This is a genomic window from Roseixanthobacter pseudopolyaromaticivorans (genome assembly GCF_043195145.2).
GTDB lineage: Bacteria > Pseudomonadota > Alphaproteobacteria > Rhizobiales > Xanthobacteraceae > NCEH01.
On record NZ_CM195539.1, the window covers coordinates 172,968 to 196,153 of the forward strand.

General features: G+C 67.0%; 22 protein-coding genes. 6 read left to right on the forward strand and 16 right to left on the reverse strand.

The genetic code is table 11. The annotated features are described in order from the left end of the window. The first annotated feature begins 51 nt into the window (after window positions 1-51). Together V5F68_RS00775 and fghA are read left to right on the forward strand one after the other, a co-directional pair. Window positions 52-1,164: an S-(hydroxymethyl)glutathione dehydrogenase/class III alcohol dehydrogenase gene (locus V5F68_RS00775; RefSeq protein ID WP_394012645.1), complete on the forward strand. Its 1,113-nt coding sequence runs from the start codon at window positions 52-54 to the stop codon at window positions 1,162-1,164. Beyond that, window positions 1,164-2,000 carry an S-formylglutathione hydrolase gene (gene fghA / locus V5F68_RS00780; protein ID WP_394012644.1) on the forward strand — a complete coding sequence of 279 codons (837 nt, stop codon included), beginning with the start codon at window positions 1,164-1,166 and terminating at the stop codon, window positions 1,998-2,000. Before V5F68_RS00775 ends, fghA begins: the two co-directional genes overlap by 1 nt. Before the next feature lie 76 nt (window positions 2,001-2,076). Here fghA and V5F68_RS00785 read toward each other — a convergent pair whose 3' ends face one another. Beyond that, on the reverse strand, window positions 2,077-3,018 hold the full coding sequence (locus V5F68_RS00785; RefSeq protein ID WP_394012643.1) for a 2-hydroxyacid dehydrogenase: 942 nt from the start codon (window positions 3,016-3,018) through the stop codon (window positions 2,077-2,079). Window positions 3,019-3,233: 215 nt separating this feature from the next. Between V5F68_RS00785 and V5F68_RS00790 the strand changes: the two genes are divergently transcribed. Continuing rightward, complete coding sequence (locus V5F68_RS00790) at window positions 3,234-3,626, forward strand: hypothetical protein (protein WP_394012642.1); 393 nt, start codon at window positions 3,234-3,236, stop codon at window positions 3,624-3,626. A gap of 149 nt (window positions 3,627-3,775) precedes the next feature. Here the strand turns inward: V5F68_RS00790 and V5F68_RS00795 are convergent, their stop codons facing one another. Both V5F68_RS00795 and V5F68_RS00800 read right to left on the reverse strand, forming a co-directional pair. After that, window positions 3,776-4,924, reverse strand: coding sequence for a zinc-binding metallopeptidase family protein (locus V5F68_RS00795; RefSeq protein ID WP_394012641.1), 1,149 nt, complete (start codon window positions 4,922-4,924; stop codon window positions 3,776-3,778). Window positions 4,925-5,101: 177 nt separating this feature from the next. Further along, entirely contained in the window at window positions 5,102-5,524 is a 423-nt protein-coding gene (locus tag V5F68_RS00800) for a hypothetical protein (RefSeq protein ID WP_394012640.1), read from the reverse strand. Window positions 5,525-5,594: 70 nt separating this feature from the next. Between V5F68_RS00800 and V5F68_RS00805 the strand changes: the two genes are divergently transcribed. Then, window positions 5,595-6,353, forward strand: a complete 759-nt coding sequence (locus tag V5F68_RS00805; RefSeq protein ID WP_394012639.1) for a hypothetical protein — start codon at window positions 5,595-5,597, stop codon at window positions 6,351-6,353. 195 nt (window positions 6,354-6,548) lie between these two features. Here the strand turns inward: V5F68_RS00805 and V5F68_RS00810 are convergent, their stop codons facing one another. The 3 genes from V5F68_RS00810 to V5F68_RS00820 all read right to left on the reverse strand — a co-directional run bounded on the left by V5F68_RS00810 (window position 6,549) and on the right by V5F68_RS00820 (window position 8,525). Next, window positions 6,549-7,235, reverse strand: coding sequence for a fumarylacetoacetate hydrolase family protein (locus V5F68_RS00810; RefSeq protein ID WP_348847493.1), 687 nt, complete (start codon window positions 7,233-7,235; stop codon window positions 6,549-6,551). Between the two features lie 111 nt (window positions 7,236-7,346). After that, complete coding sequence (msrA, locus tag V5F68_RS00815) at window positions 7,347-8,003, reverse strand: peptide-methionine (S)-S-oxide reductase MsrA (RefSeq protein ID WP_394012638.1); 657 nt, start codon at window positions 8,001-8,003, stop codon at window positions 7,347-7,349. A gap of 207 nt (window positions 8,004-8,210) precedes the next feature. Beyond that, window positions 8,211-8,525 carry a hypothetical protein gene (locus V5F68_RS00820; protein WP_394012637.1) on the reverse strand — a complete coding sequence of 105 codons (315 nt, stop codon included), beginning with the start codon at window positions 8,523-8,525 and terminating at the stop codon, window positions 8,211-8,213. A gap of 357 nt (window positions 8,526-8,882) precedes the next feature. On the opposite strand from V5F68_RS00820, the gene V5F68_RS00825 reads away from it, so the two are divergent. Next, entirely contained in the window at window positions 8,883-9,392 is a 510-nt protein-coding gene (locus V5F68_RS00825) for a GNAT family N-acetyltransferase (RefSeq protein ID WP_348847490.1), read from the forward strand. 51 nt (window positions 9,393-9,443) lie between these two features. After that, a complete protein-coding gene (gene ppa / locus V5F68_RS00830) occupies window positions 9,444-9,992 on the forward strand; it encodes an inorganic diphosphatase (protein WP_394012636.1) in 549 nt (182 codons plus the stop codon). Window positions 9,993-10,068: 76 nt separating this feature from the next. Here the strand turns inward: ppa and V5F68_RS00835 are convergent, their stop codons facing one another. From V5F68_RS00835 to V5F68_RS00880, 10 genes are all read right to left on the reverse strand, one after another. Then, window positions 10,069-12,759 carry a nitrate reductase gene (locus tag V5F68_RS00835; protein WP_394012635.1) on the reverse strand — a complete coding sequence of 897 codons (2,691 nt, stop codon included), beginning with the start codon at window positions 12,757-12,759 and terminating at the stop codon, window positions 10,069-10,071. Window positions 12,760-12,772: 13 nt separating this feature from the next. After that, window positions 12,773-14,380 carry a sulfite reductase subunit alpha gene (locus V5F68_RS00840; protein ID WP_394012634.1) on the reverse strand — a complete coding sequence of 536 codons (1,608 nt, stop codon included), beginning with the start codon at window positions 14,378-14,380 and terminating at the stop codon, window positions 12,773-12,775. Further along, the gene (locus tag V5F68_RS00845) at window positions 14,377-16,137 is read right to left on the reverse strand and encodes a NirA family protein (RefSeq protein ID WP_394012633.1); all 1,761 of its coding nucleotides are present in this window, start codon (window positions 16,135-16,137) and stop codon (window positions 14,377-14,379) included. The genes V5F68_RS00840 and V5F68_RS00845 overlap by 4 nt, the downstream gene beginning before the upstream one ends. 11 nt (window positions 16,138-16,148) lie before the next feature. Further along, complete coding sequence (locus V5F68_RS00850) at window positions 16,149-17,360, reverse strand: NAD(P)/FAD-dependent oxidoreductase (protein ID WP_394012632.1); 1,212 nt, start codon at window positions 17,358-17,360, stop codon at window positions 16,149-16,151. 5 nt (window positions 17,361-17,365) lie between these two features. Beyond that, window positions 17,366-17,797: a globin family protein gene (locus V5F68_RS00855; protein WP_394012631.1), complete on the reverse strand. Its 432-nt coding sequence runs from the start codon at window positions 17,795-17,797 to the stop codon at window positions 17,366-17,368. 15 nt (window positions 17,798-17,812) lie between these two features. Beyond that, a complete protein-coding gene (locus tag V5F68_RS00860; protein ID WP_394012630.1) occupies window positions 17,813-18,607 on the reverse strand; it encodes an ABC transporter ATP-binding protein in 795 nt (264 codons plus the stop codon). Window positions 18,608-18,618: 11 nt separating this feature from the next. Further along, window positions 18,619-19,509 carry a nitrate ABC transporter permease gene (gene ntrB, locus V5F68_RS00865; protein WP_394012629.1) on the reverse strand — a complete coding sequence of 297 codons (891 nt, stop codon included), beginning with the start codon at window positions 19,507-19,509 and terminating at the stop codon, window positions 18,619-18,621. A gap of 195 nt (window positions 19,510-19,704) precedes the next feature. Then, window positions 19,705-21,063, reverse strand: a complete 1,359-nt coding sequence (locus V5F68_RS00870) for a CmpA/NrtA family ABC transporter substrate-binding protein (protein ID WP_394012628.1) — start codon at window positions 21,061-21,063, stop codon at window positions 19,705-19,707. A gap of 339 nt (window positions 21,064-21,402) precedes the next feature. Beyond that, window positions 21,403-22,557 carry a CmpA/NrtA family ABC transporter substrate-binding protein gene (locus V5F68_RS00875; RefSeq protein WP_394012627.1) on the reverse strand — a complete coding sequence of 385 codons (1,155 nt, stop codon included), beginning with the start codon at window positions 22,555-22,557 and terminating at the stop codon, window positions 21,403-21,405. Beyond that, a complete protein-coding gene (locus V5F68_RS00880) occupies window positions 22,554-23,144 on the reverse strand; it encodes an ANTAR domain-containing response regulator (RefSeq protein WP_394012626.1) in 591 nt (196 codons plus the stop codon). Before V5F68_RS00880 ends, V5F68_RS00875 begins: the two co-directional genes overlap by 4 nt. Window positions 23,145-23,186: the final 42 nt, after the last annotated feature.

Genomic DNA, 23,186 nt, shown 5'->3' on the forward strand with positions numbered 1-23,186 from the left:
CTATAGGAGCGCAGGCCCGCGCGGCGGGCGGTCACATCTGCGGAGAACGCCATGAAGACGCGCGCTGCGGTCGCCTGGGAAGCCAAGAAGCCCCTCACCATCGAGACCATCGAAATCGGCGGCCCCAAGGCGGGCGAAGTGCTGGTGGAGATCATGGCCACCGGCGTGTGCCACACGGACGCCTATACGCTGGACGGGCTGGATTCGGAGGGTAAGTTCCCCGCCATCCTCGGCCATGAGGGCGCGGGCATCGTGCGCGAGGTGGGTGCGGGCGTGACCTCGCTGAAGGTCGGCGACCATGTGATTCCGCTCTACACGCCGGAATGCCGGCAGTGCAAGACCTGCCTCTCCCAGCGCTCGAACCTGTGCACCTCCATCCGTGCCACCCAGGGCCAGGGCCTGATGCCGGATCGCACCAGCCGCTTCTCCTGCGACGGCGGCGAGATCTTCCATTACATGGGCTGCTCCACCTTCTCCAATTTCACCGTGCTGCCCGAGATCGCACTGGCGAAGGTGCGGGCGGACGCCCCCTTCGACAAGATCTGCTACATCGGCTGCGGCGTGACCACAGGCATCGGCGCGGTGATCTACACCGCCAAGGTGTGGCCCGGCGCGAACGTGGTGGTGTTCGGCTTAGGGGGCATCGGCCTCAACGTCATCCAGGGCGCGCGGATGGTGGGCGCCGACAAGATCATCGGCGTGGACATCAACCCCGCCAAGGTGGAGATGGCGAAGCGGTTCGGCATGACCGATTTCGTCAACCCGCGCGAGGTCGGCAACGACAAGGTGGTGCAGGCGATCCAGGACCTGACCGACGGCGGGGCCGATTTCTCCTTCGACTGCACCGGCAATGTGGACGTGATGCGCCAAGCGCTGGAATGCTGCCATCGCGGCTGGGGCACCTCCATCGTCATCGGCGTGGCGCCGGCGGGGGCGGAAATCTCCACCCGTCCGTTCCAGCTGGTCACCGGCCGCAACTGGCGCGGCTCGGCCTTCGGCGGCGCGCGCGGCCGCACCGACGTGCCCAAGATCGTCGAATGGTACATGGAGGGGAAGATCCAGATCGATCCTCTCATCACCCACACCATGCCGCTCGAAGAGATCAACACGGCCTTCGACCTGATGCACGAGGGCAAGTCGATTCGCTCGGTGGTCCTGTTCTGATGGAGACCCTCTCGCGGGCGAAGGCGTTCGGCGGGGTGCAGGGCGTCTATCGCCACGAGTCGCGCGAGACGCGCTGCCCCATGACCTTCGCGGTCTATGTTCCGCCCCAGGCGGAGCACGGGCCGGTGCCGGTGCTGTGGTATCTCTCGGGCCTCACCTGCACCCATGCGAACGTCATGGAGAAGGGCGAGTATCGCCGCGCCGCCGCCGAACACGGCATCATGATTGTCTGCCCGGATACCTCGCCGCGCGGCGCGGGGGTGCCCGACGAGCCGGACAATTGGCAATTCGGCTCCGGCGCCGGCTTCTATCTGGATGCCACGCAGGCGCCCTATGCCGAAAATTACCGTATGGCGAGCTATGTGGGGCACGAATTGCCGGCCCTGGTGGCTGCGCATTTCCCTTGCGACATGGCGCGCCAGGGCATCTTCGGCCATTCCATGGGCGGGCACGGCGCCCTGACTCTGGCGCTGAAAAATCCCGGCCGCTTCAAGAGCTGTTCCGCCTTCGCGCCCATCGTCCACCCCATGGACGCGGGCTGGTCGCGCCCGGCGTTCGAGAAATATCTCGGCCCCGACGCTGCGGCATGGCGCGCCTATGATGCCTGCGCCCTCATCGAGGACGGGCACCGCTTTCCCGAATTCTTGGTGGACCAGGGGGCGGCGGACGGCTTCCTGCAGGACGGTCTGCGCCCCTGGCTGCTGGAAGAGGCCTGCGCCAAGGCTGGCATCCCGCTCGCCCTGACGTTACGGGATGGCTACGACCATTCCTATTATTTCATCTCCACATTCATGGCCGGCCATGTCGCTTACCACGCGGCATGCCTGAAGGGGTGAGGGCCCCGGGATGCGGGGAATCCCCCGCAACGCGGAGTTTCCTCCACGAAGCGGGCGTTTCTCCCATCCGCGAGGCTCAATAGCCGAGGTGCGGATCGACGCGGTTCAGCACCTCTTGCCCCGCGCGCACCCGGCGGATGTTCTCCGCGATCTGCGCCGCCGCCGATTTGGGAATGGCGACCGAGGCGAGATGCGGGGTGATCAGCACGTTCTCCATGGCCCAGAGCGGGCTTTCCGGCGGCAGCGGCTCGTGGGCGAACACATCCAGCGTCGCTTCGCCGATCTGGCCGGACTGGAGCGCGGCGATCAGCGCCTCCTCGTCCACGATCGGCCCCCGGGCGACATTGATGAATGTGGCGCCGCGCGGCAGCTGGGAGAGGCGTTTTGCGTCGATCAGGCCGTGGGTTTCCCCGGTCAGGGGCAGCATGACCACGAGAATCTCGCATGACCCAAGGAAAGATTCGAGCGAATCAAGCCCGTGGAAGCAGGTGATTCCCGGTAAATCCTTGGCGGAACGGGACCAGCCGCGCACATTGAAGCCCTGTCGGGTCAGTTCGTGCGCCGCCATCGCCCCCAATTCGCCGAGTCCCAGCACGCCGACGGTAATCTCGTCCGCTGTGCGGGGGTGCACATAGTGCCAGCGGTGCTCCCGTTGGGCCTTCTCGAAAATGGGGATGTTTCGTGCGTGACGTAACACCGCCATGAGCACAAACGAGGCCATCATGCGGCCCATGTCCGGGTCCGAGACGCGGGTAATGGGAACGTTGGGTAAGTCATCCCGCGCCATCAGCGCATCGACGCCGGCGCCCAAATTAACGACAAGCTCAAGATTTTGAAATTCATTGAAAAACCCGTGCGGCGGCTTCCAGACGAGGGCGTATCTTACCTCCGCGGGGTCGCCGGTGTCGGGCGCGATCCGCACGTCCAGGTCCGGCATCTGGTCCCGCAGGGCCTGTGCCCAGGGGCCGGCCACATCCACTCGGCTATAGAACACCAACGCCCGTTCGACACCGCTCATGGTCACCCCCGTGTATTGCCGGAAAATAGCCTGATGGAGGGTGACCCGCCACGTACCTTAAGGCAGCTTCGCGCAAGCTTGCTCCCGCAAGGTGCGTCATAGACGGCATTCGTTTCAATTTTGGCTGCACCCTCGGCGGTATGGGAGGATAATGACGCCGACCAATGCAGGTGAGCCAGTACGTAAAGAACAAGGGTCTTCTCGTGGAGAGGCATATGCCTAATCAGACCACCGATATCGACGCCGTCACAAAGGTCACCCTCGCCGCCTTGCTCAATCTGATCCGCCTGCTCGGTGCGGAACTCGTGGCCGGCAAGCACCGCGACGATGTCGATCATCTGGAGCTCGCGTTGCGGGCGAAGTTGAATTTCGTAAGGGAAGGCGTCGACAAGACCGATGCCGAAGCCGGCATTGCCCTCGCGCATCAGTTGCTGACGCCCGTGCTGCGCCAGATCCGCGCCCAGGCCCATATGGTGAATTCCGGGCCGCAGGTGGTCCCCATGGAAGCCGCCGTCGCGGCGGCGGCAACGATGCCGGCCGCAAAGGCGGGACGCCCGAAACTGTCGTCCGCCCGCGCCGCGCGCACCAAGCGCGCCAGCATGAACTGAGCCGCGCGGCGAGGGACAAGAATTTTTGCGCAGGCGGGAACCCGCCCCCAGCTTGCGCGTTCTTAGGGTGTCACCGGCCCCCAACGGTGACCTCCAAGGCCCCGCTCTCTTCCCCCCGGAGAGCGGGGCATTTCTTTATGTGCCGGGCTTCACCCGGCCTGGGTTTCCATTTTCGGCGTGCGGCCCTCGATCGGCCGGTCCACCTTGGTGTCGGACGGCGCCGGCGCGGTCACGTCCTCGCTGTGCACCAGCAGGTCGTGGATGAACTGGAGCTTCTGCGTGACGGGCAGGGACAGCACGAACGGATAGAGATCCGGTTGCCCCATGGAGCGGTTGATGGAATTCACCGCCACCGTCAGGGGCACGAACGCCTCCACCAATTCCTCCGCGCTTGTGGCCTGGTAGGGCTTGAAGTCCACCTCCAGCGCCAGCTCCGCCGCCTTGCGGATCTTCGGCCGCAGCTTGATGCCGAACGCTCCCGCGGTTTCGAGCGCGTCCACCATGTGGAGGTAATGGGCCCAGGTTTCCGCGAAATCCTCCCAGGGATGGGCGGTGGCATAGGAGCTGATGAAGGCGTCCTGCCAGCCGGCGGGCGGACCATTGTCGTAATGGCGCTGGAGCGCCTCGCCATAATCCGCCCGCTCGTCGCCGAACACGGTGCGGAAGCCGTCCAGCTTGTTGCCGTCGCGCACCAGGCGATCCCAATAATAATGGCCCACCTCATGGCGGAAATGGCCGAGGAGCGTGCGGTACGGCTCCTTCATGCTGGTCCGCCGCGCCTCCCGTTCCGCATCGTCCGCCTCGGCGATGTTGATGGTGATGATGCCGTTGTCATGGCCCGTGAGCACACGTTCGGAATCCCCGCTCGGCGTGGTGACATCCGCGAGAAAGTCGAAGGCGAGCCCGCTCTCCGGCTCCTCCGTCCGGTCGGGCATGGGCAGGCGCCACCGCAGCAGGGAATAGAACAGATGGTGCTTGGCCAGCTCCATCTTGCGCCAGCGGGTCAGGTTCTCTTCGATTGAAAGGTCCGGCACCGTGCGATTGTGGCGGCAGGCCTCGCACGTGGTGCGGCCGGCGTCGGCCGGGATCAGCCAGTTGCAGGCGTCATATTGCGCATTGTCGCAGAACAGATAGGGGCGGGTGCGATCCGCAAGCGCAGTCCAGGTGGCGTCGTCGGGCTCCACCGCGGAGATGGTATTCTTATCGGGCAGGTAACCCAGCCGATAGCCGCAATTCACGCAGAACCGGTTGTCGAAATGCACGGGATTGCGGCAATTCTGGCATTCGAAAAGCTTCATGGCAGGGGTCTCGAACGGTCAGGCGATGATATCGGCGCCAGAACCGCTACCGGCGCTCAGGCAGAGGACGACGCAGCCATGCTTCTGTTCCCACCGCAAGCGTCCTTGGGTGCATTTCCGTGCGGAAAGGCCGGCAAATCGGATGTGAGACGGCTCTAGACCCGCGGCGTCGCGGTTTCAGCCCGCAAATGGGTCCTGCTGGCGGTCCGCGTCCGACTCCAGCGTCGCGACCTGCGTCCCCTCTCCGGAGAGCTCGGCGGAGGGCGAGCTGAAGAGCATCGAAACGCCGACGATGGCCGCAATCACGATGATCACGGGATAGGCTAGAATGGCCCACACCAGGGAGGAACGCAGCGTCAGATGACCCAACAGGCGTAGCGCCATGCCGATCGCGGCCGGTGCGGATAGAAATCCGAGCAAGGCCGTTAGGAATTTGACCCGCTGGAAAAAGGCGTCGCGCCCCTTGCTGCGGCTCTCCTTCGCCCTGGTCGTGCCCATCCACAGCTCTCCCGCACCCGGCGCGTCGCGCGGGTGTTTGCCGCTTCTTATGTGGCGCGCAGCGTGGCGCGAATAAGGCCATCCGCGCGCCCGCGCGCTCACGCCGGCTTTTCAAGCGCGGGAATTATGCTTAGACCCAAAGGCGGGGTCAGGGGAGTCGGGACGCTCGAAAATGAAGCTGTTTGGGCATGCGGTACGGCTTCCAAGCCGGGTGGCGGAAGTCGGCTGGCTGTTCGACCAGGAGAAGGGCACCTTCATCTGGGACGCCCCGCGCAAGGTGGTCCGTGAGGAGCCGGCCGCGCGCCATCCCAAATCCGTGCGCTATTGCCCGGCGGTGATCGACCACGATGCCCGCCTGTTCGAGGTGGTCTCGCCCATCGACATGCATCTGCGCTTCCATGTGGACGAGAAGACCCGCGTGCCGAGCCTGGTGAACGCCGCGGGCGACCAGTCGAATATCCGCGCCAAGCATCTCGGGCAGATGATCAGCCTGGTCTCGGCGAAGGAATGGCGCCATCCCGAGCGGCCGATCCTCCAGCTCATCACGCCCTACGTGTTCGTGGCGGACGAGCCGATCTATATCAACCAGCTGCCGCCCTTCAATCATTACCGGGCGAATCCGCTGCCCGGGCTGCTGATCGGTGGTCGGTTCCCGATCGAGAACTGGCCGCGCCAGCTCATGTGGGCGTTCGAGTGGCACGAGCCGAAGAAGGACATCGTCATCAAGCGGGGCGAGCCGCTGTTCTACGCGCGCTTCGAGACCATGGACCCCTCGCGCCCCATCCGCATGGTGGAGGCGGAGATGACGCCGGACCTGCGGCGCCATATCGACGGCATGTCGGGCGTCACCAATTATGTGAACCGCACCTTCTCGCTGTTCGACGTGGCGCGCCAGCGCCGGCCCAAGAAACTGCTCACCAAGAAGAGCTGAGCGGCTCGGCAGCGCGCCCCGACGCCAGCGCCGGACACCGTAGCGTCCACCCCTCGCCCGCCCGCGCGGCGGGAGACCTCTCCCCGGCGGGGAGAGGTGGGACAGAGGAAATCCTCCCTATGTCCGCTCGGGAAGGGTGGGGGAGTTCCCCCTCTCCCCGAGGGGAGAGGGCTGAGGTGAGGGACGCCCGCCGTTTCAGGCGATGGTGAGGGTGATGCTCGCCACGCCCTCGACGCCGCCTTCCAGGAAATCGCCGGCGACCGTCGCGCCGACGCCGGCCGGGGTGCCGGCGAAGATCAGGTCGCCCGGCTCAAGGCGGAACAGGGTGGAGAGGGTGGCGATCATTTCCGGCACCTTCCAGATCATCTGGTTGAGGTCGCCATCCTGGCGCAATTGGCCGTTGACGCTCAGCCAGACCCGGCCGGTGTGGGGATTGCCGATGCGGTCGGCCGGCACCAAAGCGGAGCAGGGGGCGGACTGCTCGAACGCCTTGCCCACTTCCCACGGGCGGCCCATCTTCTTCGCTTGGCCCTGGAGGTCACGGCGCGTCAGATCGAGGCCGACGCCATAGCCATAGACCAGGTCGAGCGCCTTCTCGACCGGCACATCCTCGCCGCCGGCCTTCAGCGCGACCACCATCTCCACCTCGAAATGCAGGTCCGAAGTGCCCTTGGGATAGGGGATGGTGGAGCCGCTCGGAACCAGATTGTCCGGGTTCTTCTGGAAGAAGAAGGGCGGCTCGCGATCGGGGTCGTGCCCCATTTCGATGGCGTGGTCGGCGAAATTGCGCCCGACGCAATAGATGCGGTGAACCGGGAAACGATCTTGCGAGCCTTCGACGGGAAGGCTCGGAACGGCGGGGGCGGGAATGACGAAGGCCATGGGACGCTCCTTCAGAGGCACCCCGGCTTAAACGCGGCTTCGGCGTTTGGAAAGAGGCGCGGCGCCCCGGTGATGGAGATCCGGGGCGCCGCGCACGATTGTTATGGGGTGCTATTCGGCGGCTGCCGCGAGGCCGACGGGGCAGGAGACCCCGGTGCCGCCGAGCCCGCAATAGCCGGCCGGATTCTTGGCCAGATACTGCTGGTGGTCTTCCTCGGCGTAATAGAACGGGCCGCCGTCACGGATCTCGGTGGTGATGGCGCCGTAGCCCTTCGCCTTCAGCGCCGCCTGATAGGCGGCCTTGGACGCTTCGGCCTCGGCCCGGCGCGCCGCGTCGGGCGCATAGATGCCGGAGCGATATTGCGTGCCGATGTCATTGCCCTGCCGCATGCCCTGGGTGGGGTCGTGGCTTTCCCAGAACACCTTCAGCAATTGGGCGAAGCTCACCTGCGCGGGATCGTAGGCCACCAGCACGCCCTCGGTGTGGCCGGTGCGGCCGGAGCAGACTTCCTGATAGGTCGCGTTGGGCGTATGCCCCGCCACATAGCCGACGGCGGTGACATAGATGCCCGGCACCTGCCAGAACTTGCGCTCCGCACCCCAGAAGCAGCCGAGCGCGAACACCGCGGTTTCGATGCCCTCGGGGAACGGACCCTTCAAGGGCTTGTGATTGACGAAATGGGCACGCGCGGTCTTGAGCGCGTCGGCGCGGCCGGGCAGGGCATCGGCGGTGGTGGGCAGGTCCAGGGACTTCTTCGACCAGAACATGGCGGGCTCCTCTTCTGCGCCGCGCACCGCCGCAAGCGGCGGGCGTCGGGCGCGCATTCGGTGAGGGAGGCCGTCGCGACCGCCTGGAGCGAGCCGGGCTGACCGTGCGCCCGCCGCTCGTCCGGCATGGGCTCGAACGTCTCGTGTCCCAATATGGGGATCGACCGGCGATTGCGCGAGGGGCGCAGCTGCGCCGGCGGTTGTCGGTCAGTTGGCGAGGAAGCGCGAGCGCTGGCGCACCCGGCCGATGGCGAGGAAGAGAAAGCCGACGATCGCCAGCAGCAGGAACAGCGGCAGGCCGAGCACGGGTATCGCGGCATCGCTCCAGGCGAGGGGCGAAAGCGCCGTAACCTTGGCCTGGGCGGCCGCGAAGGTGGAGGGGGAGAGCGCGGTCCAGGCGTCCTGGGCGGAGGTGAGGATCAGCCGGCTCGAGGCGATGGAGCGCGTTCCATCCACCACCAGGGCGACGAAACCGCCGGCCAGGATCCAGAAGCCGAAGAAGCGGAACAGGAAGCGGAACATCGCGCCTCGCGCTGGCACGCCCGGCGCGGGACGCGCGCGGTTCGATGCCCCTTCCTAGCGCACTCGGCGACGGGGTTGAACCACGACCCGTGCAAAATGGCCGCGCTGGATTCATCTTGGGCGAAACTTCGCCCGAAAAGGGGGTGTCGTGGGCCGAAAAGCCACGGAGAAGAGTCACGAAACCCCTGTTCGTCTGTGCTAAGTGTATGTTTCACGTGAAACATTTCCCATCCGTGGGGGGCTTTCCCCGGCATTTCGGCCAAGCTTTCGCCGGTCCGCGCTCCCCAAAAGGGGATGGCGCGCATTCGTGACATAAGGCCACTTGATGCGGAGGCTCAGGTTTGCTCCTATTGGGGCATGAGTACGGGCCTCATCGAGATACGTCGCGCGAAGCCCCAGGACGCCCCCGCCATCGCGGACGTTCATGACAGCGCTTGGCGTTCAGTCTATCGCGGCCTCATCCCCGGCCTGGAGCTGGAGCGGATGGTGGAGCGTCGCGGCCCGGCCTGGTGGGAACAGGCCATCGGGCGCGGCAGTCGCCTTTCGGTGCTGATCGCGGGCGAAGGGGTGGTCGGCTACACCAATTACGGCGGCAACCGCGCCAAGAACCTGCCCTATGGCGGCGAGATCTACGAAATCTATCTCAAGCCGGTCTATCAGGGCCTGGGCTTCGGGCAGCGCCTGTTTTCCGCCGCCCGGCGCGATCTCGCCCTCGCCGGCCTGAACGGCCTGGTGGTCTGGGCGCTGAAGGACAATGCCGGCGCCGTGGGCTTCTACGAATCGCTAGGAGGGCAACCGGTCGCAGCCTCCATCGAGCGCTTCGGCACGAAAACCCTGGACAAAGTCGCCTTCGCTTGGCAGCGGTAGCCGCGCCGTCCGTACAGGGCGCGAGATCCATAGCTTCAAGTGAGTGGCCCCATGCGCATCGACGCCATCAAGATCGGCAAGAATCCGCCTGACGAAGTCAATGTTGTGATCGAGGTGCCGATCGGCGGAGAGCCCATCAAGTATGAGATGGACAAGGACGCCGGTACGCTGTTCGTTGATCGCTTCCTCTATACCGCCATGCGGTACCCGGGAAACTACGGCTTCATTCCGCACACCCTCTCCGGCGACGGTGATCCCTGCGACGTTCTCATTGCCAATACGCGCGCCATCGTGCCCGGCGCCGTCATCGGCGTGCGCCCGGTCGGCGTGCTGCTGATGGAGGACGAGGGCGGCTTCGACGAGAAGATCATCGCCGTTCCCGCACCCAAGCTCACCAAGCGCTACGACAAGGTGATCAATTATTCCGACCTGCCGGACATCACGCTCCAGCAGATCGAGCACTTCTTCACCCATTACAAGGATCTCGAACCCAACAAATGGGTCAAGATCGTGCGCTGGGGCGATGTGAGCGAAGCCAAGGCGCTGATCCTTGAAGGCATCGAGCGCGCCAAGGGCGAGAAGGAGCCGACGGCGGACTGATCCGGCGCGCTCCAGGTGTGAGAGTTCAGGAGGCCGGGCATCTGCCCGGCCTTTTCGTTTCAGAGCCCGCGTCTGGTCAGGCCGGCACGCGCGCGTCCAGAAGGATCTGCCGGATCTCCGGCAGGCAGGAGCCGCAATTGGTCCCCGCCTTGAGGCGCGCGCCGATCGCGGCGGCATCCCGGTCGCCGGCCGCGATGGCGTCCGTGATGGCACCGCGCGGCACGCCGAAGCAGGCGCAGACCAGTGGTCCGCACGGGCCTCGCGCCCCGGCCCGCCGGCCAGAGAGCAGCACGCGCCGATCCTCGGGGGAGACCGTCTCCTCCGCCAGCAGGCCGGCCAGGCCATCCCACGCCTGGGGCGCGTCGGCCGGACCCATCAGCAGCGCAAACACCAGCCGGCCACGGGCATCGAACGCGGCGGTGCGGTAATGACCGCCCGGCAGGTCCATCAATTCCGTGCGATCCCCCGGCAGGTCGAGACCCCCCGCCCAATCGGCCCATTCCTGCGGACCGCCCTGGGCCGCGAGGCGCCAGCCGAAGCCGCCTTCCAGAGCCGCACGCGCCCACCACGAACCGGCCGGAAGGGGCGCGGCCGAAAAATCGAGGCGCCGCCGGGCCAGCAGGAAACCGCGGCTGCGCATGGGCGCCGGCGCGAGCGCCGCCGGCGTTGCCTTGAGATCCGGCTGGCCGGAATGGGGGTCGGTGCGCTTGTGCACCAGGGCGCCGACTGCGCCGTCGGATGCATTCGCATCGCTCCAGTGGATCGGCGCGAACAGCGTGCCGATCTGCTGCCCGGCATCGATCCGCACTTCCAGGACGGCGGTGCCGTGGGCGGACGTGATGCGCGCGAGCGTGCCGTCCCCAAGGCCGAGCGGGGCTGCGTCCTCTGGATGGATGGCGACGAACGGCGCGCGGATATGGCCGGCGAGGCGCGGGCTGAGGCCAGTGCGGGTCATGGTGTGCCAGTGGTCGCGCACCCGCCCGGTGTTGAGCAGGAAGGGGAAGCCGCCGCTGCGCGCCGCCTCGACGCGCGCCGGCGCCACGAAGCGGGCCCGGCCGCTCGGGGTGAAGAAGCCGCCATCGGCGAACAGGCGCGCGCGCCCCTCCCGCGTAGCTTCCGGCACCGGCCATTGCACCGGCGCCAGGCTCTCGTATTCGGCGTCCGAAAGCGTCGCGAGGCCGGAGATGTCGAAATCGCGCGTGCCGCCATTCTCGAAGCCGGAAAGGGCCGCATGTTCGCGGAAGATATCGGCCGGGCCGCGCCAGGCGAAGGCGCCGCCGTGGCCGAGCCGTGCGGCCACCTGCGCCATGGCCCACCAATCGGGCCGTACCTTGTCCGGCAAGGGCAGAAAGGGTCGCTGGCGGGAGATGCGCCGCTCGGAATTGGTGACGGTCCCGTCCTTCTCACCCCAGGCGGCCGTTGGCAGCAGCACATGGGGGGCGCAGGCGACGGTGTCGTTGTCGCGCGTGTTCTCCGACAGCACGAACAGGTCCAGCTTGCCGAGCGCCGCACGCACCTCGCGCGCCTGCGGCAGGCTCACGGCGGGATTGGTGCCCATGACCCAGAGCGCTTTGATCTCGCCGCGCGCGATGGCGTCGAACATCTGCACCGCCTTGTGTCCCTCGGCGGTGGCGATGGCGGGCGCGTCCCAGAACCGGCGCACAAGGTCCACCTCGGCGGGAGAAAAGCCCATGTGGGCGGCGAGCTGGTTGGCGAGCCCGCCCACCTCCCGCCCGCCCATGGCATTGGGCTGGCCGGTCAGCGAGAACGGCCCCATGCCGGGCTTGCCGATCCGCCCGGTGGCCAAGTGGCAATTGAGGATGGCGTTGACCTTGTCGGTGCCCACCGCCGACTGGTTTACCCCTTGCGAATAGCAGGTCACCACCCGCCGCGTAGACCGGAACATCTCGAAAAAGCGGGCGACCTCATCGTCGAACAGGCCCGTCGCGGCGGCCGTGGCGGCAATGTCCGGGGTGAAGGCGCGGGCCTCCTTGAGGGTCGCCGCGAAGCCCTCGGTGTGGGCTTCGATGAAGGCGGCATCGAGCGCGCCGCTCTTTTCCAGATGCACCAGCAGGCCGGAAAACAAAGCCGCGTCGGCGCCGTGCGCGATCGGCAGAAACAGGTCGGCTTCCTCAGCCGTTGCGGTGCGGCGCGGGTCGATGACCACGAGCTTGGTGCCGCGGGCCGCGCGTGCCGCAACCATGCGGCGGAACAGCACCGGGTGGCACCAGGCGGTGTTGGAGCCGGTGAGGACGATCAGGTCCGCCTGGTCGAGATCCTCATAGGCACCCGGCACGGTGTCGGAGCCGAAGGCGCGCTTGTGGCCGGCCACGGAGGAGGCCATGCACAGGCGCGAATTGGTGTCCACGTTTGCCGTGCCGAGGAAGCCCTTGGCGAGCTTGTTGGCGACGTAATAATCCTCGGTCAGCAACTGGCCGGAGAGATAGAAGGCCACCGCCTGCGGCCCGTGGCGTTCGACGATATCGCGAAAGCCTGCGGCCACACGGTCGAGCGCCGCATCCCAGGATGCTTCCGCCAATGCGCCGTCGCCGGCGCGGACCATGGGACGAAGCAGGCGCGCGTCCAGCGCGAGCGTCTCGCCCAGGGCCGAGCCCTTCGAGCACAGCCGGCCGAGATTGGCGGGATGCACCGCGTCGCCGGCGATCAGGGCGCCGCCGCGTCCGTCCGGCGTTGCCTTCACGCCGCAGCCGACGCCGCAATAGGGACAGGTGGTTGCGACGGCGGGGGCGGGGGGAAGTGCGTTCATGGCCGGCGCCTTCTCAGTAAACGTCAGCCTGATAGCGGCCGGCCTTTTTCAGGTCGGCGATGAAGGCGCGGGCCTTGTCGAGATCCATGCCGCCGTGGAGCGCCGCCACATCGGCCACCGCCAGTTCCACATCCTTCGCCATGCGCTTGGCATCGCCGCAGATATAGAAATGCGCACCCTCCTGGAGCCACGCCCAAAGCTCCGCTCCATGTTCGCGGATGCGGTCCTGCACATAGACCTTCTCGGCGCCGTCGCGCGACCATGCGGTCTCCAGCCGTGTCAGGCAGCCGTGCGCCTGCATGCCCTGCAATTCGTCTTCATAGAAGAAATCGCTGTCGCGCCGCTGGTGGCCGAAGAACAGCCAGTTCTTGCCTGGCGCCTTCGCCGCCATGCGCTCGTGGAGGAAGGCGCGGAACGGCGCGATGCCGGTGCCGGGCCCCACCATGATGACGCTCCGGGAGGCATCTCCGGGCAAGGCGAAGCCGTGCGCCTTCTGGATATAGGCCTTCAGCCGCGTGCCCTCCGGCACCCGGCCTCCGAGGAAGGTGGAGGCGACCCCGTGGCGCGTGCGCGAGCCGATGGCGTAGCGCACCGCATCCACCGTCAGGGAGAGCCGGCCGGGGGTCGCCAGCGGGCTCGACGAGATGGAATACAGGCGCGGCTGGAGCGGCTCCAGGCATTCGATGAAGGCTTCCGGGTCGGGCCGGATGCCGGGGAATTTCTCCAGCGCCGCCAGCACGTCAAGGGTCGCGGCATCGCCGTCCGGATCCTCGCCCGCCGCGAGCGCCTTCGCTTTGGCTTTGCGCGCGCCGCCGGTGATGTAGGAAATCAGGTGGAACAGCGCGTCGGGTGCCGCGCCAAGGCACACTTCGCGCGCCAGCACATCGTGCAGGGTCTTCTCATTGATGGGGAAATCGGCGGGCGCATGAAGCGCCGCCAGCACCGCGTCCACGAGATCGGGATCGTTCACAGGGAACAGGCCGAAGCTGTCGCCGACGCGATACTCGATCCCCGAGCCCGTCAGGTCGAAATCGACGTGCCAGGTTTCCTTTTCCGAGCCGGCCTTGTTCAGGCGCGAGCGGCCGAGGAAGACCACCTCGCCCGGATTTTCCCGCGTCCCGAGGGGCGCCGAGCGCGGCGCGGCGGCGGGCTGCGCCGGCGCGGCATCCGCCGCCGGGGCGGCTGGGGCGCCGTCCATCTCCGCCGCCAATTGCTTGAGCATGCGCAAGGTTTCCTTGCCGCCCGGCGCGCACAGATTGAGCTTGGTCTCGGTGCCGTCAGCGATCGCCTTGGAATAGGTTTCGCACAGATAGCCGCACTGGCCGCAATCCTGCTGGGCCATGGCCGCCATCATGCGGCGGGGCAAGGCTTTTCCCTCGGCGAGCTTCATGCGCTCGTCGAGCGGCATGGAGGCATCGTGCCAGGGCGCGCCGTCGTCCTCTTCGCCGGCCGGAGCGCCGCCGAGCAGGGCCGCGCTTTCGGACGGGGAGAGGCTGGTCGCACCGACGTCGGAGGAGAAGACACCGGCGAAGAAGCCGTTGAGCCAGGAGCGCTGCTCGGCGGTGAAGGGGGCGCTCTCCGGCAGGAAGGGCACCACAGGCGGGCGGGTCTGGAGAGTCATTCCGCGGGCTCCGCAGCGACGAGGGATTTCAGCTGTTCCGCATCCATGCGGCGGGTGAAGGCCGCGAACGGCTCGCCCGCCTCGCGATGGGCGAGCCAGGTCTTGAGAAGCTTCTCGACCAGGAGCGGCGCGTCTTCCGCCTTCACGTCGTGGAACAATTCCTCTGCGATGGCGGCCTTGGTGCCGAACCCGCCGCCCACCAGCAAGTGATAGCCGTCCACCGTGTCGCCCTCGTCATTCAGGGCGACGCGCGCGCCGATGAGGCCGATGTCGCCGATATAATGCTGGGCGCAGCTGTTGTGGCAGCCGGTGACATGGATGTTGACCGGTTCGCTCAAGGCGACGCGCGGGCCGCAATGGGCACCGATGGCGCGCGCGGTGCCCTTGGTGTCGGCGGCGGCGAAGCGGCACCCCTTCGAGCCGGTGCAGGCGACGATGCCGGCCTGCAGCGCGCTCGCCTCGGCGGTGAGGCCGATCGCCGCGATGGCGGCCTTCGCCTCGTCCACGCGGGCGTCGGGAATGCCGGACAGCAGCAGATTTTGCCACACCGTGAGGCGTATATCGCCATCGCCCAGGCGCATGGCGATATCGGCGAGGGCGTGCATCTGAGCCACCTCGATGCGTCCGACGGGCAGGCCGACGCCGATCCAGTTCAGCCCCGGCTGCTTCTGCGGATGCACCCCGAGATGGGCCATGCGGTCGGCCTCCGGGCGCGGCAGAACGGCTTCGGCGGGGATGCGCTGCAGCGTGTGGCCGAGCTTTTCCTCAACGGCGAGAAGGAATTTCTCGAAGCCCCAGGCGTCGAGCACATATTTGAGACGCGCCTTCTTGCGGTCGGTGCGGTCGCCGCTGTCGATGAACACGCGCACGATGGCGTCCGCGATCCGGGTGGCGTCCTTGGGCGCCAGGATCACCCCGGTGTCGCGAGCGAAATCCTTATGGCCGGTGATGCCGCCGAGCGCGAGGCGGAACCACACGCCCGGCTCCACGCCGAAGCCTGCGCGCACCTCCACCGCCTGGAAGCCGATGTCGTTGGTGTCCTCCAGCGCGCCGATGCGCCCGGCCCCGTCGAACGCCACGTTGAACTTGCGCGGCAGGCCATACATGGCGCGGGTGTTGAGGATGTAGTGGTGCCATTCCCGCGCATAGGGGCGGGTGTCCAGCAATTCCTGCGGGTCGATACCGGCAGTGGGGGTGCCCGTGACGTTGCGGATGTTGTCGCCGCCGGTGCCGCGCGCCGTGAGGCCAAGGTCCACCACCTTCTCCAGCAGGATGATGCCGTCGGCGGCCGGGATCTCCCGGATCTGCAGGTTGGCGCGGGTGGTGACGTCGCAATAGCCGCCGCCATGGTCGCGGGCGATATCGGCGATGCCGCGGAACTGCCAATGGGTGAGGATGCCGTTGGGCATGCGCAGGCGGCACATGAAGCTGTCTTGCGCCGGGGTGACATAGAACAGGCCATTGTATTTCCAGCGCAGGATATCCTGCCCTTTGGGGAATTCGCCCGCCTGGGCGGCGTCCTTCATGCGGGCGTAGCTGTCGAGGCCCATTTCCTCGCGCTTGGCCTTCTCCTCCGGGCTGAGCTTCCTGCCCTCCGCCTCAGTGCGGGCCATGGCCGCGAGGCTTGCGGCATCCGGGCCGGTGGGTTCGGCAGCGGGCGCGGCCCCGCCGGGGACACGAGCCACGCGCGCGACCTGGGCGCCGGAGACGAAGCCTTCGAGATAGCGCTTCTGGTCGATGGTGAAATCGCCGCCCATGTTTGTTCTCCTCAAGCCGCGGCATCGCGCGGGGCCGGCCCGAAGGCGAGGTCCGCGCGCAGGGCCGCGATGGGGGTGCGGTTCGTGATGAGGTCGAGATAGAACAGGCCGTCGGCCGTATCGCCGTAGAGGACGGCGCCGATCAGCAGCCCGTCCTTAATGATCAGCCGCCGGTAGACGCCGAGGGCGCGGTCGGTGAGCACGATGTCTTCCGTGCCGGGGCCGCCGGTGACGTCGCCTGCCGAGAAGACATGCACGCCCGAGACCTTCAGATTGGTGGAGACCGCGCTGCCTTCATAAAGCGCATCCTCTCCGGCGAAGCGGCAGGCGAGCACCCGCGCCTGCTCATAGGCCGGCGCCACCAGGCCGTAGACGGCGGCGCGATGCTCGGCGCATTCGCCCATGGCGTGGATCGCGGGATCGTCCGTGGTGAGGGTATCGTCCACCAGCACGCCGCGATTGCAGGCGAGCCCGGCGGCGCGGGCGAGATCGGCATTCGGCCTGACGCCGCAGGAGACGACGACGAGATCGGCGGGGATCAGCCGGCCGTCGGCGAGCCGCAGGCCGGTGACATGGTCGGTGCCCTCCACCTGTGCGGTCGAGGCGCTGAGCAGCACTTCGATGCCGCGTGCTTCCACGGCCTGCCGCAGAAGGGCGGCGGCGCGGGCGTCGAGCTGGCGCTCCATGAGGCGGTCCATCAGATGGACAAGGGTGGTCTTGGCGCCCGCGCCGGCGATGCCGGCCGCCGCCTCCAAGCCCAGCAGGCCGCCGCCGATGACCACGGCCCGCGTGCCGGGCTTCGCCGCATCCATCAGGGCCGCCACGTCGGCGAGGTCGCGAAAGGTGCGCACGCCCGGCAGGTCCATGCCCGGCACCGGCAGGCGGATGGGATGGGACCCCGTGGCGAGCACCAGATGCTGGTAGGGCAGGCGGCTGCCGTCCGCGAGGGCGACGGTTTTCTCGCGCCGGTCGATGGCGGTCGCGGGATTGCCGTAGAGCAGCGTGACGCCGCGATCGCGCCACCAGGCGGCCGGCTTCAGCTGCGCATCGGCGACATCAATCTTCCCCGCGAGCACGTCGGACAGAAGGACCCGATTATAGGCCAGCTGCGGCTCGGCTCCGATCACCGCGACCGCGTACCGGCCGAGCGCCCGCTGCGCCAGCTCCTCGCAGAGCTTGGCGGCCGCCATGCCGTTTCCGACGATCACCAATTGCTCGGACATGATCGTCACTCGGCCGCAGCCGGTGTCGGTGCGTCTGCCGCAGCCGCGATCATGACCGAGGAGAGCAGGCCATAGGCCTCGCTCCAGGCGTCCTTCACCTGCGGCGTGAAATCGGGGCCGAGGCCCTGTTCCAACGTCCACAGCAAAGCCGCGCCGACGGGAGGATAATGCGCCGCCTCGACTCCGTAGGCGACGTGGCGCTTGGCCAGCGCCTGGGCCGCCGGCACCACCGCCTCCAGGTTCGTCAGGCCTTTCACCACGATGGCGAGCGTTGCCATCAGCTTGCGGCCCTGCTCGGTCATGTCGCCCTTGAACAAGGGCTTCACCTGCGGGGTGGTTTCGAACAGGCGGGCGTAGAACAGCGCGGCCGCCTGCTCGGAGATGGGCGCCACCTTGGCGAAGGAGGACTGGATCAGCTCGATCTGCATCGGGGTCATGGGTGCGTCCTCCGCTCAGGCCGCTTCCACGAAGCGATGCCGCTCGTGGAGGAATTTCAGCACCGCCTCGCGGGCCTTGAGATAGATGGGGTTGGCCACCAGCTCGAGCCGCCGGCGCGGACGGGCGAGATCGACCGTGAGCACCTCGCCGATGCGGGCGGACGGGCCGTTGGTCATCATCACGATGCGGTCGGACAGCAGCACCGCCTCGTCCACGTCGTGGGTGATCATGAGGATGGTGTTGCCCAGTGCCGCATGGATCTGCATCACGCTGTCCTGCAGATGGGCGCGGGTCAGCGCATCGAGCGCGCCGAACGGCTCGTCCAGCAGCAGCACCTTGGGCTGCATGGAGAGCGCACGGGCGATGCCGACGCGCTGCTTCATACCGCCGGAGACCTCGGCCGGGCGCTTGTCCTTGGCATGGGCCATCTGCACCAGTTCGAGATTGTGCAGGGTCCATTCGTCTCGTTCGGCGCGCGACTTGGTGCCGGAGAACACTTTGTCCACGGCGAGCCGCACATTGTCGTAGACCGTGAGCCAGGGCAGCAGGGAATGGTTCTGGAACACGACCGCGCGGTCAGGCCCCGGCGCATTCACCTCCCGCCCGTCGAGGATGACCCCGCCGGAGGTGGCACCGGTGAGGCCGGCGACAATGTTGAGCAAGGTGGACTTGCCGCAGCCCGAATGGCCGATGATGGAGATGTATTCGCCCTTGGCGATTTCCAGCGAGACGTCCCGCAGAACTTCCGTGGTCGCCGCGCCGCGGGTGAAGGTCTTGCCGACCTGGCTGAGTTCGAGATAGGCGGTCATGGGAAGCCTCCTCAGGCGGATGCGGTGCCGCGGGTGACGAAAGCGGCGATGCCGGCGACGAGGCGATCGAGGGCGAAACCCACGACGCCGATGTAGACCAGGGCGACGATGATGTCGGGCAGGCGGGAGGAGTTCCACGCATCCCAGATGAAGAAGCCGATGCCGACGCCGCCGGTGAGCATTTCCGCCGCCACGATGGCGAGCCAGGACAGGCCGATGCCGATGCGCAGGCCGGTGAAGATATAGGGCGCCGCCGACGGCAGCATGATCTTCCAGAAGAATTCGATCTGGTTCAGCCGCAGGACTTGCGCCACGTTGCGATAATCCTGCGGGATATTGCGGATGCCCACCGCTGTATTGATGATGATCGGCCAGATCGCGGTAATGAAGATCACGAAGATGGCGGAGGGGTTGCTGTCGCGGAAGGCGGCCAGCGCCAGCGGCAGCCAGGCCAGAGGCGGCACCGTGCGCAGCATCTGGAAGATCGGGTCGAGGCCGCGCATCGCCCAGATCGACTGGCCGATCACCGCGCCGATCAGCACGCCCACCACGGCGGCGAGGCCGAAGCCCACGGCCACCCGCTGGAGCGACACCAGCACCCGCAGGCCAAGGCCGATATCCTGCGGCCCGGCGACGAAGAACGGATCGAGGATCAGGTCCTTGCTGTCCGCCCAGATGCGGCTCGGCGGCGGCAAGGTGGCGCCGGGTCCGGAGCACAGCATCTCCCACAGGAGCAGCAGCAGCCCGGTCATCACCAGCGGCGGAAGGACGTTCACGGCGAACCCGTGCAACACCGCGCGGGCGCGATCGGCGGCGTGGGTCTTGGGCCTTGCGAGGTGCACCACGGTCGCGGGCGGGCGTCGGGGCGTTTTCGGGGCCTCTTTCAGAGCGGTGACGGACATGGGCGAAGGCTCCATTAGGCGGTCGGTGAAAGGGCGCCGGTGGTGCGCCCTGTGAATGTCGTCATGGCCGGGCGGGAGCCGGCCACCCGCGCCCGGCCCCGCGCACCTCGGCTGTGCCCCTCAGGCTGAACCCCATGCGTGCCCGGGACACGCCCGGGCACGCCACGCAGAGCGATTGTGTGCGTATCGCCCACCTCAAACCTCGACGCGCTTGATGCCGAGGCTTTTGAGATAGGCGGTCGGGTTCGCCGGATCGAAGCTCTTGCCGTCGAAGAAGGTTTCGACGCCGCGCGAGGTCGAGGTGGGGATGTCGGCCGAGGCGACGGACAGCTCCTTGGCGGCCGCGCGCCAGATGTCCTCGCGGTTCACCTTGTCCACGAGCGCCGAGATGTTGGTCGAGGGCTCGAACTTGCCCCAGCGGATGTCCTCGGTGATGAACCAGGCGTCGTGGCTCTTGAAGGGATAGGACGCGTGGTCCTTCCAGAACTTCATGTATTGGTCGGAGCCCTTTACGACCCGGCCGTTGCCGTAATTGATGTCGCCCTTCAGGCGGCCGATGATGTCGGCGACGGGGACGTTGAACCACTGGCGCTTGCCGACGATCTCGGCCAGCTCCTGCTTGTTCTCCATCTTGTCGCACCATTGCTGGGCTTCCAGCACAGCCATCACGATGGCCTTGGTGGTGTTTGGATTCTTGTCCACGAAATCGGCGCGCATGCCGAGCGCCTTCTCGGGGTGCTCCTTCCAGATCTCGCCCGTGGTGCACGCGGTGAACCCGATGCCCTGGTTGACCAGCTGCTCGTTCCAGGGCTCGCCGACGCAGAAGGCGTCCATGTTGCCCACCTTCATGTTCGCCACCATCTGGGGCGGCGGCACGACGATGGTGGAAACGTCCTTGTCCGGGTCGATGCCGGCGGAGGCCAGCCAATAGCGGATCCACAGATCGTGGGTGCCGCCGGGGAAGGTCATGGCGATCTTTACTTCCTTGCCCTCGGCTTTCTTCTTGGCGAATACCGCCTTCAGCGCAGAAGCATCGGCAGTGACCGCGAGGTCCTTGTATTCGTTTGAGACCGAGATCGCCTGCGCATCCAGATTGAGGCGCGCCAGGATGTACATGGGGGTGGGCGCGTTGTTCTGCGTCACCTTGCCGGTGGAGATGAGATAGGGCATGGGCGAGAGGATGTGCGCGCCGTCGATGCCGTTGGCTGCTCCGCCGAGCACGAGATTGTCGCGGGTCGCGCCCCAGGAGGCCTGCTTGACCACGTCGACATCGGGCACGCCATATTTCGCGAACAGCCCCTTCTCCTTGGCGATCACCAAAGGCGAGGCATCCATCAGCGCGATATAGCCGAGCACCGCCTTGGTGGTCTCCGGCGCCGCCGCATGCGCGGAGGGAACGCCGCCCGGGAAGGTCATGCGCACCGCGTCGAACAGCGCCGCCGCACCCAGGGCGGCCGCGCTGCTCTTCAGCAGCGAGCGGCGCGCCGGAGAGGCGGGCTGGTCGTCCTGTCGGGCGGCGGGCTGGCCGGGCCGGGTGGTCGAAAACTCGGTCATTCTTGTTCCCCTCTGGTCGGCATCGGACAAGGCGCAGAAACGAAAAAAGCCGCAGACAACACGATGGCGTGGCGCCATCGGTGTCAGCGGCTTTGCTGAAGGTCCCTTCAGTGGGACGAATTTTGCGACACGGACATCATTGTCCGCATCTGGAATTTATCCATTCAAGATGCATGCCAGATGCACATGTCGGGAAGAGTCTTGAATTTGCTTTGGATTTTGTATGCCAATATTTTGTGCAGGCGCGATCCGCGCCAGTGCGATGCAAAATTTACGGGCAGATGATGCGCGATTGAGCGCGCGGCTTGGATGCGCAAGGTCCGCCGAACCCTGCCATCGCTACCCTTTCGAGGAGTCGTCCGGCCCCGATTTGAGAAAGCGCGCGGCATTGAACGGCGCCCCGAGCCGGGTCGCCACGCAGTCCGGCTCGGCCGTGTGATGCACCGGCGCGTGGCCCACCGCCTGGTCGAAAATATCCGGCCGGTAGACCGAGATCGCCTCGCGCGCCGCGTCGGGGGCCCATTCCCCCTGATGGGCCTCGACGATCTGGCTGTACATCCACAGCGCATGGTCCGGCTCGGGCCGGTTGGCGCCGTCGCGATGTAGGACGAGATAATCCTCATGTGCCCGCAGAGGCCCTCCCGGTGCGGTATGGAGCCGCCCGTCCAGGGTCCGGCGCAGCACGTCGGCGGGCAGGGAGAGATGGCGTGGCTCGCCTAGCAGGCGGGCGAGATCCTCATGGTTGGTGGGGTCCTCGCACCAGCGCGCGGCGGCGTAGAGCGCCCGCACCAGACGGTGCAGCACGTCGGATTCCGCATTGGCGAAGCGGGCGTGCACGCCCAGCACCTTTTCCGGCACCCAGCCGAAAATTTCCGCGCCCAGCACGGCGATGCGGCCCACGTCGGCATCCACGGCGACGCTGTTCCAGGGGCTGCCGACGCAGAAGCCGTGCACCAGCCCGTTACGCAGGCTCTCGGCCATGAAGGGCGGCGGGATCACCACGAGGCGCACGTCGCGATCCGGATCGACGCCGCCGGCTTTTAGGAAATTGCGCACCAGATAGGTATGGGTGGAGAAGCTGTAGACCGAGGCGAAGATCAGGGGATCACGCCCGGCGGCGCGGCGCTGCGCCACCACCTGGCCGAGCGCACGTGCCGCTGCCGGCGCGGTGGACAGATCGATGCCGGTGTCGGCCATCTCGGCATAGACGTCCTTGGCGATGGTGAGGGCGCTGCCGTTGAGATTGAGCGCGAACGGCACCACCAGCGGCACCCGCACATGGCCGAGCCCGAGCGAGGAGGCGATCGCCAGCGGACCCAGCATGTGGGCGCCGTCCAGCAGGCCAACATTCACCTTGTCGCGGATATTGGCCCAGGAGACCTCCTTGTGGAGATCGATCTCAAGCCCCTCGGCCATGGAGAAGCCGCGCTCGGCGGCGGCGATCAGCACGGCGGCATCGGTAAGGGGAATGAACCCCATGGCGAGGCGTCTCATCGCAACATCTCCGCGGCGGTGATGACGGATTGGGCGATGTCCACCATCCGCTTCTTTTCGTTCATGGCGGTGCGGCGCATGAGGCCGTAGGCCTCCTGCTCGTCGATATTCTTCATCTTCATGAGGATCAGCTTGGCGCGGTCCACCAGCTTGCGTTCCTCGAGCTGGCTCTTCGCCTCCTCCAGCTCCGCCTTGAGGCGGGCGAAGGCGCGGAAGCGGGAGATGGTGGTTTCCAGGATCGGCTTCACGCGGTCCTTGCGCAGCCCATCCACCACGTAGGAGGCGACGCCGGCGGCGATCGCTGCCTCGATGGTCTTCCCGTCGGACTGGTCCACGAACATGGCGACGGGGCGTTTCACCTCGCGGCTCATCTGGAACATCTGCTCGATGGTGTCGCGGCTCGGGTCCTCCAGGTCGATCAGGATCACGTCCGGATCGATGGCATAGATGCGCTCCAGCAGGTTCTTGTGGCCCTCGACGCGCAGCACGTTGACGTAGCCTGCCTCGCGCAGCCCCTCGCTGAGGATGGCGGCGCGCACCGGGCTTTCGTCGACGATCACGATACGCAGGGTCAAATCGCTGGACATGGGATCCGCGGGCTGGGGCCATTTGGAAAAGCCGGGCCGGCT